This window comes from Cupriavidus sp. DF5525, assembly GCF_040149425.2.
GTDB lineage: Bacteria > Pseudomonadota > Gammaproteobacteria > Burkholderiales > Burkholderiaceae > Cupriavidus > Cupriavidus pickettii_A.
Window position 1 is genome coordinate 4,227,796 of sequence record NZ_CP168265.1, and the last position, 15,764, is coordinate 4,243,559.

Annotated in this window: 12 protein-coding genes; all 12 read right to left on the bottom strand. The window is 63.0% G+C overall.

Going from position 1 to position 15,764, the window contains the following annotated elements; all coding sequences use genetic code 11:
• Positions 1–3 precede the first annotated feature (3 nt).
• Positions 4–834: a 50S ribosomal protein L2 gene (rplB, locus tag ABNX08_RS19785; protein WP_022536861.1), complete on the bottom strand. Its 831-nt coding sequence runs from the start codon at positions 832–834 to the stop codon at positions 4–6.
• Positions 835–836: 2 nt separating this feature from the next.
• Positions 837–1,151, bottom strand: a complete 315-nt coding sequence (gene rplW, locus ABNX08_RS19790; protein WP_006576245.1) for a 50S ribosomal protein L23 — start codon at positions 1,149–1,151, stop codon at positions 837–839.
• Entirely contained in the window at positions 1,148–1,768 is a 621-nt protein-coding gene (gene rplD, locus ABNX08_RS19795; protein WP_022536862.1) for a 50S ribosomal protein L4, read from the bottom strand. The genes rplW and rplD overlap by 4 nt, the downstream gene beginning before the upstream one ends.
• A 12-nt stretch (positions 1,769–1,780) precedes the next feature.
• Complete coding sequence (gene rplC, locus ABNX08_RS19800; RefSeq protein ID WP_013958246.1) at positions 1,781–2,431, bottom strand: 50S ribosomal protein L3; 651 nt, start codon at positions 2,429–2,431, stop codon at positions 1,781–1,783.
• Between the two features lie 284 nt (positions 2,432–2,715).
• Positions 2,716–3,945, bottom strand: coding sequence for a dienelactone hydrolase family protein (locus ABNX08_RS19805; RefSeq protein WP_022536863.1), 1,230 nt, complete (start codon positions 3,943–3,945; stop codon positions 2,716–2,718).
• Between the two features lie 196 nt (positions 3,946–4,141).
• Positions 4,142–4,450, bottom strand: a complete 309-nt coding sequence (rpsJ, locus tag ABNX08_RS19810) for a 30S ribosomal protein S10 (RefSeq protein ID WP_006160488.1) — start codon at positions 4,448–4,450, stop codon at positions 4,142–4,144.
• Positions 4,451–4,528: 78 nt separating this feature from the next.
• The gene (gene tuf / locus ABNX08_RS19815; protein ID WP_022536864.1) at positions 4,529–5,719 is read right to left on the bottom strand and encodes an elongation factor Tu; all 1,191 of its coding nucleotides are present in this window, start codon (positions 5,717–5,719) and stop codon (positions 4,529–4,531) included.
• A 78-nt stretch (positions 5,720–5,797) separates the two neighbouring features.
• Complete coding sequence (fusA, locus tag ABNX08_RS19820; RefSeq protein ID WP_022536865.1) at positions 5,798–7,906, bottom strand: elongation factor G; 2,109 nt, start codon at positions 7,904–7,906, stop codon at positions 5,798–5,800.
• A 117-nt stretch (positions 7,907–8,023) separates the two neighbouring features.
• Positions 8,024–8,494 carry a 30S ribosomal protein S7 gene (gene rpsG / locus ABNX08_RS19825; protein WP_010810459.1) on the bottom strand — a complete coding sequence of 157 codons (471 nt, stop codon included), beginning with the start codon at positions 8,492–8,494 and terminating at the stop codon, positions 8,024–8,026.
• A gap of 224 nt (positions 8,495–8,718) precedes the next feature.
• The gene (gene rpsL / locus ABNX08_RS19830) at positions 8,719–9,096 is read right to left on the bottom strand and encodes a 30S ribosomal protein S12 (protein WP_010810460.1); all 378 of its coding nucleotides are present in this window, start codon (positions 9,094–9,096) and stop codon (positions 8,719–8,721) included.
• A gap of 345 nt (positions 9,097–9,441) precedes the next feature.
• The gene (gene recQ / locus ABNX08_RS19835; RefSeq protein ID WP_022536866.1) at positions 9,442–11,289 is read right to left on the bottom strand and encodes a DNA helicase RecQ; all 1,848 of its coding nucleotides are present in this window, start codon (positions 11,287–11,289) and stop codon (positions 9,442–9,444) included.
• A gap of 185 nt (positions 11,290–11,474) precedes the next feature.
• Positions 11,475–15,722 carry a DNA-directed RNA polymerase subunit beta' gene (gene rpoC, locus ABNX08_RS19840; protein ID WP_022536867.1) on the bottom strand — a complete coding sequence of 1,416 codons (4,248 nt, stop codon included), beginning with the start codon at positions 15,720–15,722 and terminating at the stop codon, positions 11,475–11,477.
• Positions 15,723–15,764: the final 42 nt, after the last annotated feature.

Consider the following 15,764-nt stretch of genomic DNA (forward strand, 5'->3'; position numbering starts at 1 on the left):
CGATTAACGCTTGTGGCGCTTCTGGACGATCATGCTGTCCGTGCGCTTGTTGCTGCGGGTACGGTAACCCTTGGCCGGGGTACCCCACGGCGAAACCGGATCGCGACCAGCGGCGGTCTTGCCTTCACCACCACCGTGCGGGTGGTCGACCGGGTTCATCACGACACCACGGACCGTCGGGCGGATACCGCGCCAGCGGGTCGCGCCGGCCTTGCCGATGACGCGCAGGCTGTGCTCTTCGTTGCCCACTTCACCGATGGTGGCGCGGCACTCGATGTGCACGCGGCGCACTTCACCGGAGCGCAGGCGAACCTGAGCGTACAGGCCTTCACGAGCCAGCAGCACGGCGGAACCGCCGGCGGCACGCGCGATCTGCGAACCCTTGCCCGGCAGCATTTCCACGTTGTTGATCGTGGTACCGACCGGAATGTTGCGGATCGGCAGGTTGTTACCGGCCTTGATCGGCGCTTCCGAACCGTTCAGCAGTTGCTGACCGGCAACCATGCCCTTGGTGGCGATGATGTAGCGGCGCTCGCCGTCGGCGAACACGATCAGCGCGATGTTGGCGCTGCGGTTCGGATCGTATTCCAGGCGCTCGACCTTGGCGGGGATGCCGTCCTTGTCGTTGCGCTTGAAGTCGACCACGCGGTAGTGGTGCTTATGACCACCGCCCTTGTGGCGGGTGGTGATATGACCATTGTTGTTACGGCCCGACTTCTGGAATTGCTTTTCCAGCAGCGGCGCGTACGGGGTGCCCTTGTGAAGGTCCTTGTTGACCACCTTCACCATCGAGCGACGACCCGGGGAAGTCGGCTTGGTCTTGACGAGTGCCATGATTACTTGGCCTCCGCTTCAAAATTGATTTCCTGACCCGGCTTCAGCGACACGTAAGCTTTCTTCACGTGGTTGCGACGGCCCATGAAACGGCCGAAGCGCTTCTGCTTGCCCTTCTGGTTCAGGATCTGAACGGACTGCACCTCGACCTTGAACAGCAGTTCGACGGCGGCCTTCACTTCTGCCTTGTTGGCATCGCGGGCCACTTCGAACACGACTTGTTCATTCTTGTCGGCGACCAGGGTTGCCTTTTCGGAAACCACCGGCGCGAGCAGCACCTGCATCAAACGATGATCGTTCTTGGCTACTTGCGTCATTTCAGCAACTCCTCGATCTGCGCGACGGCCGCCTTGGTCACCAGCACCTTCTTGTAGTGCACGAGCGACAGCGGATCAGCCTGGCGCGGCTCCACGACTGCCACGTGCGGCAGGTTGCGCGAAGCCAGGTAGAGGTTTTCGTCGAGGCTGTCGGTGATGATCAGCACCGAGTCCAGGCCCATGGCCTTGAACTTGTCGGCCAAGAGCTTGGTCTTGGGCGCGTCGACGGTGAAACCGTCCACCACGTTGATACGACCTTCGCGTGCGAGCTGCGAGTAAATCGAGCGCATGCCGGCACGGAACATCTTCTTGTTGACCTTCTGGCTGAAGTTCTCTTCCGGCGAATTCGGGAAGATACGGCCGCCCCCGCGCCACAGCGGCGAGGAAGACATACCGGCACGGGCGCGACCCGTACCCTTCTGGCGCCACGGCTTCTTGGTCGTGTGCTTGACCTCTTCACGATCCTTCTGCTTACGGTTACCGCTGCGAGCGTTGGCCTGGTAAGCGACGACGATCTGGTGAACGAGGGCTTCGTTGTAGTCACGGCCGAACACTTCGGGCGAAGCGTCAACGCCTGCGCCGATCTGGCCATTGTCCTGGAGGAGCTTGAGTTCCATTACATGCGCTCCTTAAGCTTTGGCTTTGGCCTTGACGGCCGGGGTGACGATGACCTTGCCGCCCTTGGAGCCGGGGATGGCGCCCTTGACCAGCAGCAGCTTGCGCTCTGCGTCGATCTTGGCGATCTCCAGGTTCTGCACGGTGCGGGTGACATCGCCCAGGTGACCGGTCATGCGCTTGCCCGGGAACACACGGCCCGGATCCTGCGCCATACCGATCGAGCCCGGCACATTGTGCGAGCGCGAGTTACCGTGGGTGGCACGGCCGGAGGCGAAGTGGTAGCGCTTGATGGTACCGGCGTAGCCCTTACCGATGCTCACGCCCTGCACGTCGATCTTCTGACCGACTTCGAACAGGTCGACCGACAGCGAACCGCCAGCTTGCAGTTCGGCAGCCTTGGCTGCATCGATACGGAATTCGCGGATGATTTCGCCGGCTTCCACGCCGGCTTTGGCGAGATGACCCGCCAGCGGCTTGGTAACGCGGCTTGCGCGTCGTGCGCCGAAGGTGACTTGAACGGCGGTATAACCGTCGGTCTCGTCCGTCTTGATTTGCGTCACGCGGTTGTCGCCGACCTCGACCACGGTAACGGGAATCGAATCACCGTCGTCCGTGAAAATACGGGTCATGCCAACCTTGCGACCTACAAGGCCAAGGCTCATGGTTTGCTCCATTCCCAGCTGCGATTGGCCGGGGCTGATTGATACACGAAAACTGTGTTTGCGCATTTGCGCGGATGGGCTGCGCCAAAAGGACTGCGCGAGGCCAAAACGGCCAACCCACTACCCGGAGACACGGGTAGCCTTACACTATAACGTGCTCCCTTTGGAAGTGCAATATGCAATTGCGATTTGCCGCTGGGTGTTGTAGGCAGGATTCACGCAGATGTGCACAAAAGACGGCTTGAAGGCGGCGCGTCGCGATTAACGCGCCGGCTCCCTGACGCCTACTTGTTCGCACTCTCCTGCCAGCGCTCCATCAGCGTGTTCGATGGCAGCGCCTCGTCCAGCAGCTTGCGCGCCGTCTCGACACCCGCCACCGGCAAACCCGCCGGGTCGAGCTTGCCGATCTGCACCAGCACGCTCGCCTGGTCCCAGTAGATGTGCTCGTGGTAGAGCTTGTCGCCGCGGAACTTGACGATGGCGATCAGCGGGATCTCCACGCGCTTGCCGGTCGGCGGCACGCCGGGCAGCATCCAGTCGATCTCGCAGGTATGCGTGAAGCAGAAAAGCATCTCATCGACGATCTGGGTCGCGCCGACCGTGCGCGACAGCGGGATCAGCATGGTGTCGGGCGGGTTGCTGTGCACGAAGTGGTGCTGGTAGAAGCGCCGCAACTGCGCGTAGCCGACGCCGCCGGTCATGGTCGGGATATGGTTCACATAGGGCTGCGGCACCATCGTGGCCATGGTGGCATCGACGTCGCGCGTGGCGAATTCATACTCGCAATGCTTGTCCCACAGTGCCGAGAAGTCATAGTGCGGGCCCATCTCGCGGCGCAGCGCGGCGATCGAGCGCTGGTGCGCCATCAGCGCCGAGGGCTTGTCGAAGTGCTGGCCGCCGACGCGTGCAAAGGCATGGTCGACGCCGGGGTAGACGTACACCTCGATGTTCTCGCGCCCGGCCAGCGCTGCCCGGATCGCGGCCTGCGCCTGCGGCGGGCAGAAGCCGTCGCGCTCTGCAATATGCAACACCAACCGGCCGCGCACGTTGTCGGCCTCGCCCAGCGCATGCTCGATGCCGACGCCGTAGTACGCCACCGCGCAGGCCACGTCAGGCAACCGGCAGGCCGCCAGGTAGGCCAGCTTGCCGCCCAGGCAGAAGCCCAGCACGCCGGTCTGGCCGACGCATTCCGGCCGGGCCCGCAACGCCTCGAGCGCCGCACCCACGTCCTGCACGCCCTTGGCTTCGTCGAACTGCTGGTACAGGCCGAGCGCGCGCTGGAAATCCTCGCCACGGTCAGTCAGCTCGATGCCCGGCGCGATGCGCCAGAACAAGTCCGGCACCAGCACCGTGTAGCCCTCCTCCGCGTAGTAGTCGGCTACCTCGCGCATGGTGGCGTTGACGCCGAAGATCTCCTGGCACAGCACGATGCCCGGGCCCTTGCCTGTCGCCGGGATGGCGAGATAGCCACTGAAACCGCCTTCGGGGGTCTGGATCTGGATGGTCTGGCCCATTGCCTGCTCTCCTTGTCGTTCTGTATCTCGGTCGGGTGATACCGCTGGGCGCAGCGGCTATCCGATTAGTGCAGGAAACGGCGGGCTCGGTCAACGCCCCAGTGCGGGCCGGCCAGCTGGCGGCACAAAACAAAAACGGCGAACCATCGGTTCGCCGTTCTGCTGCAGCAGGCCGCGTGCGCGGCCCGAAGCATGATTACACCTTGATCTCGACGTCCACGCCTGCCGGCAGGTCGAGCTTCATCAGCGCGTCAACGGTCTTGTCGGTCGGATCGACGATGTCCATCAGGCGCTGGTGAGTGCGGATCTCGAACTGATCGCGGCTGGTCTTGTTGACGTGCGGCGAACGCAGGATGTCAAAGCGCTGGATGCGGGTCGGCAGGGGCACCGGGCCCTTGACGATCGCGCCGGTACGCTTGGCGGTATCCACGATTTCGGCGGCCGACTGGTCGATCAGGCGATAGTCGAAAGCCTTCAGGCGGATACGGATCTTCTGGTTCTGCATGATATTTCCTTAAAAGAGCGATTGGGCAACGTGCCCAGTTAAATGGGGACATGCCCGCGGGCATGTCCCAGGAAGTGCTTAGTCGAGGATCTTTGCCACGACGCCGGCGCCGACGGTACGGCCGCCTTCACGGATAGCGAAGCGCAGGCCTTCTTCCATGGCGATCGGGGCGATCAGCTTGACGGTGATCGACACGTTGTCACCCGGCATCACCATTTCCTTGTCCGCCGGCAGCTCGATCGAGCCGGTCACGTCGGTGGTACGGAAGTAGAACTGCGGGCGGTAGTTGTTGAAGAACGGGGTGTGACGGCCGCCTTCGTCCTTCGACAGGATGTACACCTCGCCGGTGAAGTGGGTGTGCGGCTTGATCGAACCCGGCTTGCACAGCACTTGGCCGCGCTCGACGTCTTCACGCTTGGTACCGCGCAGCAGCAGGCCGACGTTGTCGCCAGCTTGACCCTGGTCCAGCAGCTTGCGGAACATTTCCACGCCGGTGCAGGTGGTCTTCACGGTCGGGCGGATACCGACGATTTCGATTTCTTCGCCGACCTTGATCACGCCACGCTCGATACGGCCGGTCACCACGGTGCCGCGACCCGAGATCGAGAACACGTCTTCCACCGGCATCAGGAAGGTACCGTCAACGGCACGCTCCGGCGTCGGGATGTAGTTGTCCAGGGCGTCGGCCAGGTTCATGATGGCCACTTCGCCCAGCTCGCCCTTGTCGCCTTCCAGCGCCAGCTTGGCCGAACCCTTGATGATCGGGGTGTCGTCGCCGGGGAACTCGTACTTCGACAGCAGCTCGCGAACTTCCATCTCGACCAGCTCGAGCAGTTCAGCGTCGTCCACCATGTCGCACTTGTTCAGGAACACGATGATGTAAGGCACGCCAACCTGGCGGGCCAGCAGGATGTGCTCACGCGTTTGCGGCATCGGGCCGTCAGCGGCCGAGCACACCAGGATTGCGCCGTCCATCTGGGCAGCACCCGTGATCATGTTCTTCACATAGTCAGCGTGGCCCGGGCAGTCAACGTGCGCGTAGTGGCGGTTGGCCGTTTCGTACTCGACGTGGGCGGTATTGATGGTAATACCGCGTGCCTTTTCTTCCGGCGCTGCGTCGATTTCGTCGTACTTTTTGGCGGCACCACCGAACTTCGCAGCCAGCACCGTAGCGATCGCTGCCGTCAGCGTGGTCTTGCCATGGTCAACGTGACCAATCGTACCAACGTTCACGTGCGGCTTGGTCCGCTCGAATTTTTCCTTTGCCATTTTTCAGCTCCTGATAGGAATGCAATCTTGTTGTTTCATCGCGCCGCCGCACCGGCAGGCGCGGCGGCGAACTTCCAATTACTTGCCCTTGGCCGTCATCACGGCTTCGGCGATGTTCTTCGGTGCCTCTGCGTAATGCTTGAATTCCATGGTGTACGTGGCGCGGCCTTGCGTGGCCGAGCGCAGCGACGTCGAATAACCGAACATTTCCGACAGCGGGACTTCGGCCTTGATGATCTTGCCGCCGCCCACCATGTCATCCATGCCCTGCACGATGCCGCGGCGGGACGACAGGTCGCCCATCACGGTACCCGTGTAGTCTTCCGGCGTTTCCACTTCCACGGCCATCATCGGCTCGAGCAGAACCGGGCTGGCCTTGCGCATGGCTTCCTTGAAAGCCATCGAGCCGGCCATGCGGAACGCGTTTTCGTTCGAGTCCACGTCGTGGTACGAACCGAACGTCAGCGTGACCTTCACGTCCACCACCGGGAAGCCAGCCAGGATGCCGTTCGGCAGCGTGTCGACGATACCCTTTTCGACCGCCGGGATGTATTCGCGAGGAATCACACCGCCCTTGATGGCGTCGATGAACTCGAAGCCCTTGCCCGGCTCTTGCGGTTCCAGCGTGATCACAGCGTGACCGTACTGGCCGCGGCCGCCCGACTGCTTGACGAACTTGCCCTCGACGCCTTCGGCCGTCTTGCGAATGGTTTCGCGGTAGGCCACCTGCGGCGCGCCGATGTTGGCTTCCACGCCGAATTCGCGCTTCATGCGGTCGACCAGAATTTCGAGGTGGAGCTCGCCCATGCCCGAAATGATGGTCTGACCCGATTCTTCATCGGTACGCACGCGGAACGACGGATCTTCAGCGGCCAGGCGGTTCAGGGCGATGCCCATCTTTTCCTGGTCAGCCTTGGTCTTCGGCTCGACGGCCTGCGAGATCACCGGCTCCGGGAACACCATGCGCTCGAGCACGATCGGTGCAGCCGGATCGCACAGCGTGTCGCCCGTGGTGGCGTCCTTCAGACCCACTGCAGCGGCGATGTCGCCGGCCAGCACTTCCTTGATTTCTTCGCGCTGGTTGGCATGCATCTGCAGAATACGGCCGAGGCGTTCCTTCTTGCTCTTGACCGGGTTGTACACGGTGTCGCCCGAATTGATCTTGCCCGAGTAGACGCGGAAGAAGATCAGCTGACCAACGAACGGGTCGGTCATGATCTTGAACGCCAGTGCCGAGAACTTTTCGTTGTCGTCAGCCTTGCGCTCGAGCTTCTTCTCGCTGTCGTCCTCGTCCGTGCCCGTAACCGGCGGAATGTCGACCGGCGACGGCAGGAAGTCGATCACGGCGTCGAGCATACGCTGCACGCCCTTGTTCTTGAACGCGGTGCCGCACAGCATCGGCTGGATTTCGCAGGCGATGGTACGGTCACGCAACGCCTTGACGATCTCGGCGCGGGTCAGCTCTTCGCCGCCCAGGTACTTTTCCATCAGCTCTTCGCTGGCTTCGGCGGCGGACTCGACCATCTTCTCGCGCCATTCGTCAGCGGTGGCTTGCAGCTCAGCCGGGATGTCCCGGTATTCGAACTTCACGCCTTGGCTGGCTTCGTCCCAAATGATCGCCTTCATTTCCAACAGATCGACGACGCCTTGGAAGCCGTCTTCAGCGCCGATCGGCACCACGACGGGCACCGGGTTGGCCTTCAGGCGGGTCTTCAGCTGGTCATAGACCTTGAAGAAGTTCGCGCCGGTACGGTCCATCTTGTTGACGAATGCCAGACGCGGCACGCCGTACTTGTTGGCCTGACGCCAGACGGTTTCCGACTGCGGCTGCACGCCACCCACTGCGCAGTACACCATGCACGCGCCGTCCAGCACGCGCATGGAACGCTCCACCTCGATGGTGAAGTCCACGTGGCCCGGGGTGTCGATGATGTTGAAGCGATGCTCGGGGTAGTTGCCGGCCATGCCCTTCCAGAAGGCGGTGGTAGCAGCGGAGGTAATCGTGATGCCGCGCTCCTGCTCCTGCTCCATCCAGTCCATGGTGGCCGCGCCATCATGCACTTCACCGATCTTGTGGTTCACACCGGTGTAGAACAGGATGCGCTCGGTCGTGGTGGTTTTACCCGCGTCAATGTGAGCCGAGATACCGATATTGCGGTAGCGCTCAATGGGAGTCTTACGAGCCACTTTAATCCTCTATTCGTCCGTGAGGCGCCGGCATCTCATGGCCCGCGCCCCTAACACAAACGGGCGAGATGTGTAAAAACACAGCCCGCCCGGCAACCAACAAACGCTATCGCGCGCTTAGAAGCGGAAATGCGAGAACGCCTTGTTGGCTTCGGCCATGCGGTGCACTTCGTCACGCTTCTTCATTGCGCCGCCACGGCCTTCCGATGCTTCCAGCAGCTCACCTGCCAGGCGCAGCGCCATCGACTTCTCGCTGCGTTTCTTCGCGGCCTCGCGCAGCCAACGCATCGCCAATGCCAGACGACGCGACGGACGGACTTCGACCGGAACCTGATAGTTGGCGCCGCCCACGCGACGGCTCTTCACTTCCACCACCGGCTTCACGTTGTTGATGGCAACGGAGAACACTTCGATGGGGGCCTTGCCTGCCTTCTTTTCGATCTGGTCGAACGCGCCATAGACGATACGTTCGGCAACCGACTTCTTGCCGTCCAGCATCAGCACGTTCATAAACTTGGCAACTTCAACGTTGCCGAACTTCGGATCAGGCAGAACATCCCGCTTGGGGACTTCACGACGACGTGGCATCTTCTTTCCTTTAGATTCAGTTGAGAGCGCGGTCAGTTGTTCCCGCTCTCCGGCCACCAACTAGCTTGCATTCTTTTGCAGCAAATTCGCCGGGTGACCACTTACTCGACGGCACGGTTGCCAAAAAGGCGCTCCGTTGTACCGCCGCCTGGTGACAGCACCATGACTCGCGCCACAGGCTATCGTTTGTTGCTTCGGGTCTTTCCGACCCAGGCTGCTTAAGCTTAGGCTGCCTTCGGACGCTTCGCGCCGTACTTCGAACGAGCCTGCTTGCGGTCCTTCACGCCTTGCAAGTCGAGCGAGCCACGGACGATGTGGTAACGCACACCCGGCAGATCCTTCACACGGCCACCGCGGATCAGCACGACCGAGTGTTCCTGCAGGTTGTGGCCTTCACCGCCGATGTACGAAATGACTTCGAAACCGTTGGTCAGGCGCACCTTGGCAACCTTACGCAGTGCCGAGTTCGGCTTCTTCGGCGTCGTGGTGTACACGCGGGTGCACACACCACGGCGCTGGGGGCAGTTCTCAAGCGCCGGGCTCTTGCTCTTGACGACTTCAGAGACGCGCGGCTTGCGAACCAGTTGGTTGATAGTTGGCATTGTTCAATCCAGCTTGGTTTTACGAAAAACGCCCCTCGCACCGGCATGGGCCAGGAAGGAGAGGCAACTACGGGTTTTGGGCGGGAGAGATGAGCGGACGCGCTCTGGAGACGGGACTGTGCGGTAACAGCATGCCAAAGAGCGCGAGCCGGCACCCGGATCCCGCGTCTGCCGCCACCGGTCCATCAAACCGATCCGGGAGGCTTGCCGGCAGCGGCATGAAAGCCACATGTCCGACGGGCGAGCGAAATCCAAAGCCAAAAACTCGAATCTGGCACTCTAGCAGGGGAAGCGTATACCGTCAAGTCGTATACCCAACCTGTACATTCGGGGGGCCGCCTGAGACTAGACGCCGCGCAGCGTGTCCAGAATGCCTTGGCCATAGCGCTCCAGCTTGGAGGCACCAATCCCGGGAATGCCCTGCATCGCCGACAGCGAGTCGGGTGCGGTGCGCGCCAGTTCAGCCAGCGTCGCATCGTGGAAGATCACGTAGGCCGGGACGCCATGCTCGCGCGCGGCCTCGGTACGCCAGCGGCGCAGTGCCTCCCAGTTGGCCAAGGTGTCGGCGTCCATGTCGGCGGTGTGATCGGTGCGGGTTCCGCGCGCCGCGCGCTCGCCGGACTTGCCCGGCTTGGCAGCCTGGCGGCGCAGGATGATCTGCCGCTCGCCCTTGAGCACCTCGCGCGCGCCCTCGCCTAGCAGCAGCGCGCCGTGGCCGCCGTGGTCGATCACCAGCCAGCCCTGGGCGATCAGCTGGCGAAAGACGGTGTGCCATTCATGCACCGACCGATCCTTGCCAATGCCGAAGGTCGATACCTTGTCATGGCCCCACTGCCGGATCTTCTCCGAGGCGTTGCCGCGCAGCACGTCGACCAGGTGGGTCGCGCCAAAATGCACGCGGCTGGCCTGCGCGGTGCGGTACACGCACGACAGAGCCATCTGCGCCTCGCGGGTACCGTCCCAGGTAGCGGGCGGCTCGAGGCAGGTGTCGCAGTTGCCGCACGGCTCGCTGGTTTCGTCGAAATAAGCCAGGATGCGCACGCGCCGGCACCCGGCGGTCTCGCACAAACCCAGCAGCGCATCGAGCTTGGCCGACGACACGCGCTTGAAGGCCTCGTCCGCCTCGGACTCGTCGATCATGCGCTTCTGCTGCACCACGTCACCCAGGCCATAGGCCATCCAAGCATTGGCCGGCAGCCCGTCTCGGCCGGCGCGGCCGGTTTCCTGGTAGTAGCCTTCCATGCTCTTGGGCAGGTCCAGGTGGGCAACAAAGCGGACGTCGGGCTTGTCGATGCCCATGCCGAAGGCGATCGTCGCCACCATCACCAGCCCTTCTTCCTCACGGAAGCGCGCCTGATGGCGCTGGCGCACCTGCCCGTCCATGCCGGCGTGGTACGGCAGCGCGTTGATGCCGTGCCCGCTCAGCCACTGCGCGGTGTCCTCCACCTTCTTGCGCGACAGGCAATAAACGATGCCGCTGTCGTGTGTGCCGTCAGCCGCGGTGTGCTCGGCCTTGATGAAGGCCAGCAGTTGCTGGCGCGCATTGTCTTTCTCGACGATGCGGTAGCGGATGTTGGGACGGTCGAAGCTGGAGATAAAGACGCGGGCGTCGTCCAGCGCCAGGCGCTCGATGATCTCGTTGCGCGTGAGCGCGTCGGCCGTGGCTGTCAGCGCAATGCGCGGCACATACGGGAAGCGCTCGTGCAGCACGGACAGCTGGATGTACTCGGGCCGGAAGTCATGGCCCCACTGCGACACGCAGTGCGCTTCGTCGATGGCAAAGAGGCCGACCCGAATGCGTTCGAGCAAATCCTGGAAGCGCGGCGTCATCAGCCGTTCCGGCGCCACGTAGAGGATCTCGATGCGGCCGGCGAGCAGGTCGCGCTCCACCGCGGACGCTTCCGAGCCACTCAGCGTCGAATTCAGCACCGCGGCACGGACGCCCGCTTCGGTCAGCGCCGCCACCTGGTCCTGCATCAGCGCGATCAGGGGCGACACGACGATGCCAACACCCTCGCCGCCGCGCTGGCGCAGCAGCGCCGGGATCTGGTAGCACAGCGACTTGCCGCCGCCGGTCGGCATCAGCACCAGGCAGTCACCGCCGGTAGCGACGTGATCGATGATCTCGGCCTGGCGCCCGCGGAAGGCGTGATAGCCGAAGACATCTTTGAGGATCGCCAGCGCGTGCGACATAGACAACGGAATTGCTGAAGCCGGAAAAGCCGTAACCATACCACTAAGGGACCCCGCTTCCGCGGCGGCAGGGCAAACTCTCCGACGTTTCTCACGAAAGCAAACGCCGCGTGCAGGCGAAAAAAAGCCCGGCTGGATCAGCCGGGCTTTCGGGCCGCCTTGCGGCGGCAAACAGCTTACTGCGTTCAGACGTTGTCGCCTTCGCCTTCGGTCGTCGCCTGCACCACCGGCGCCGGCTCGATGAAGAGCGACTGCTCTTCTTCGGCGATCGCCTGGGCGCGTTCGCGCTCGGAGGCCTCGCGCGCCTTGCGGGCACGATGGTAGGCCAGGCCGGTACCGGCCGGGATCAGGCGGCCGACGATCACGTTTTCCTTCAGACCACGCAGGTCGTCGGTCTTGCCCATGATCGCGGCTTCGGTCAGCACGCGCGTGGTTTCCTGGAACGATGCCGCCGAGATGAAGCTGTCGGTCGACAGCGACGCCTTGGTAATACCCAGCAGCAGGTTCTCGTAGGTAGCCGGACGCTTGCCTTCGGCGATCACGCGGTCGTTCTCGTCGAGCAGTTCCGAACGCTCCACCTGTTCACCCGGAATGAACTTGGTGTCGCCGACATCGGCGATCTGCACGCGGCGCAGCATCTGACGAACAATCACTTCGATGTGCTTGTCGTTGATCTTCACGCCCTGCAGACGGTACACGTCCTGGACTTCGTCCACGATGTAGTGCGCCAGCTCTTCGATGCCCTTCAGGCGCAGGATGTCGTGCGGATCCGCCGGACCTTCCACGATCATTTCGCCCTTGTTCACCACTTGGCCGTCGTGCACCAGCACCTGCTTTTCCTTCGCGATCAGGAACTCGTGGGCATTGCCGTCCAGGTCGGTAATGACCAGGCGCTGCTTGCCCTTGGTGTCCTTGCCGAACGAGGTCGTGCCGGTGACTTCCGCCAGCACGGCGGCGTCCTTCGGCGAACGCGCTTCGAACAGCTCGGCCACACGCGGCAGACCACCGGTAATGTCGCGGGTCTTCTGCGATTCGGTCGGGATACGCGCGAGCACTTCACCCACGTGCACCTGCTGGCCGTCCTTCACGGTAATCAGCGCGCCGACCTGGAAGCCGATGGTCACGGAGTGGTCCGTGCCCGGGATCTTCACTTCCTGGCCGCTGGCGTCGAGCAGCTTCACCTGCGGGCGGATGCCCTTGGTTGCAGCCGTGCGGCGCTTGGCGTCGATCACCACCAGGGTCGACAGGCCCGTCACTTCGTCCATCTGCTTGGCGACGGTCACGCCTTCTTCGACGTTTTCGAACTTGGTCGTACCGGTGTATTCCGAAACGATCGGGCGAGTCAGCGCGTCCCACGTGGCCAGCTGCGTGCCAGCCTTGATGGCCTGGCCGTCCTGCACCAGCAGCGTGGCGCCGTACGGGATCTTGTGGCGTTCGCGCTCGCGGCCGTGGTCGTCGGTGATCAGCGCCTCGCCCGAACGCGAGATGACGATCAGTTCGCCCTTCGCATTGGTGACGTAACGCATAGTCGCCGTGAAACGCACGGTACCGGTTGCCTTGGCTTCCACGCTCGATGCCACTGCCGCACGCGATGCCGCACCACCGATGTGGAACGTACGCATGGTCAGCTGCGTGCCCGGCTCACCAATCGACTGGGCGGCAATCACGCCAACCGCTTCGCCGGAGTTCACCAGTACGCCGCGGCCCAGGTCGCGGCCATAGCACTTGCCGCACAGGCCGTAGCGTGTGTCGCACGACAGCGGGGTGCGGACCTTGACTTCGTCCACGCCGATCGCGTCGATCAGCTCGACCAGGTCTTCGTCCAGCAGCGTGCCAGTTTCGATCGCGGTTTCCTGGGTTTCCGGGTTCACCACATCGGCCACGGTCACACGGCCGAGGATACGGTCGCGCAGGGCTTCGATCACTTCACCGCCTTCGACCAGGGCCTTCATGGCCACGCCGTTGGAGGTGCCGCAATCGTCTTCCACCACGACCAGATCCTGCGTCACGTCGACCAGACGACGAGTCAGGTAACCCGAGTTCGCGGTCTTCAGTGCCGTATCGGCCAGGCCCTTACGGGCGCCGTGGGTCGAGATGAAGTACTGCAGAACGTTCAGGCCTTCACGGAAGTTCGCCGTAATCGGCGTTTCAATGATCGAGCCGTCCGGCTTGGCCATCAGGCCACGCATCCCCGCCAGCTGGCGGATCTGCGCTGCCGAGCCCCGTGCGCCCGAGTCGGCCATCATGTAGATGGAGTTGAACGACTCTTGCTTCACGGTCTTGCCTTCGCGGTCGACCACGTCTTCGTGCTGGAGCTGCTCCATCATCGCCTTGCCCACCTGGTCGCCGGCGGCGCCCCAGATGTCCACGACGTTGTTGTAGCGCTCCTGGTCGGTCACCAGGCCCGACATGTACTGCTTGTCGTATTCCTTCACCTTGGCCGAGGCCTCGGCGATGATCTTTTCCTTCTGCGGCGGCACCAGCATGTCGTCGATGGCGATCGAGATACCGGCGCGGGTTGCCAGGCGGAAGCCCGACTGCAGCAGCTTGTCGGCGAAGATCACGGTCTCGCGCAGGCCGCACTTGCGGAACGCGGTGTTGATCAGGCGCGAGATTTCCTTCTTCTTGAGCGGCTTGTTCAGCACCGAGAACGGCAGCCCCTTCGGCAGAATCTCGGACAGGATCGCGCGGCCGACCGTGGTGGCCTGCAGCGTGATCTTGGGTGCGAAACGGGCGTCGCCCTCGGCGTCCTTGTCGACCAGCTCATACTCGGTGATACGCACGTTCACGCGGGAAGCCAGCTCGACTTCCTTGTTCTCGTAGGCGCGGATCACTTCGCTGATGTCGGCGAAGGTCATGCCCTCGCCGCGGCCGTTGATCTTGTCGCGGGTCGTGTAGTACAGACCCAGCACCACGTCTTGCGACGGGACGATCGACGGGTCGCCGTTGGCCGGGAACAGCACGTTGTTGGAGGCCAGCATCAGCGTGCGGGCTTCCATCTGCGCTTCCAGCGACAGCGGGACGTGGACAGCCATCTGGTCACCGTCGAAGTCGGCGTTGAACGCCGCGCAGACCAGCGGGTGCAGCTGGATGGCCTTGCCTTCGATCAGCACCGGCTCGAACGCCTGGATACCCAGGCGGTGCAGCGTCGGCGCACGGTTCAGCATCACCGGGTGCTCGCGGATCACCTCTTCGAGGATGTCCCACACCACCGGCGTCTGGCTTTCGACTTCCTTCTTCGCCGCCTTGATGGTGGTGGCGATGCCCATCGTTTCCAGCTTGTGGAAAATGAAGGGCTTGAACAGCTCGAGCGCCATCAGCTTGGGCAGGCCGCACTGGTGCAGCTTCAGCGTCGGGCCCACCACGATGACCGAACGGCCCGAGTAGTCGACGCGCTTGCCCAGCAGGTTCTGACGGAAACGGCCGCCCTTGCCCTTGATCATTTCGGCCAGGGACTTCAGCGGACGCTTGTTGGCGCCGGTCATCGCCTTGCCGCGACGGCCGTTGTCCAGCAGCGAGTCAACTGCTTCCTGCAGCATGCGCTTTTCGTTGCGCACGATGATTTCAGGCGCCTTCAGTTCCAGCAGACGCTTCAGGCGGTTGTTACGGTTGATGACGCGGCGATACAGGTCGTTCAGGTCCGAGGTCGCAAAGCGGCCGCCGTCCAGGGGCACCAGCGGACGCAGCTCGGGCGGCAGCACCGGCAGCACTTCGAGGATCATCCACTCGGGCTTGATGCCCGAACGCTGGAAGGCCTCGAGCACCTTCAGGCGCTTGGCAAACTTCTTGATCTTGGCTTCGGAACCGGTGGCCTGCAGCTCGGCGCGGATCTGTTCGATCTGCTTCTCGATGTCGATGCCGCGCAGCAGTTCACGGATGCCCTCGGCACCCATCATGGCGACGAACTCGCCCTCGCCGTACTCGTCGCACTTCGCCAGGTAGTCGTCCTCCGACATGATCTGGCTCTTCTTGAGCGGGGTCATGCCGGGTTCGAGCACCACGAATGCTTCAAAGTACAGCACGCGCTCGATGTCGCGCAGCGTCATGTCGAGCACCATGCCCAGACGCGACGGCAGCGACTTCAGGAACCAGATGTGCGCGGTCGGCGCGGCCAGTTCGATGTGGCCCATGCGCTCGCGGCGCACCTTGGCCAGCGTCACTTCAACGCCGCACTTCTCGCAGATCACGCCACGGTGCTTCAGGCGCTTGTACTTGCCGCACAGGCACTCGTAGTCCTTGATCGGGCCAAAGATCTTGGCGCAGAACAGGCCGTCGCGCTCCGGCTTGAAGGTACGGTAGTTGATCGTTTCCGGCTTCTTCACTTCGCCGTACGACCACGAACGGATCTTCTCGGGCGAGGCCAGGCCGATCTTGATCGCGTCGAACTGCTCTTCCTGCTGAACCTGCTTAAAGAGATCGAGCAATGCTTTCATTGCAACTCCTTGTTTCGCCACCGCCCCGGAATCTGTCCGGGT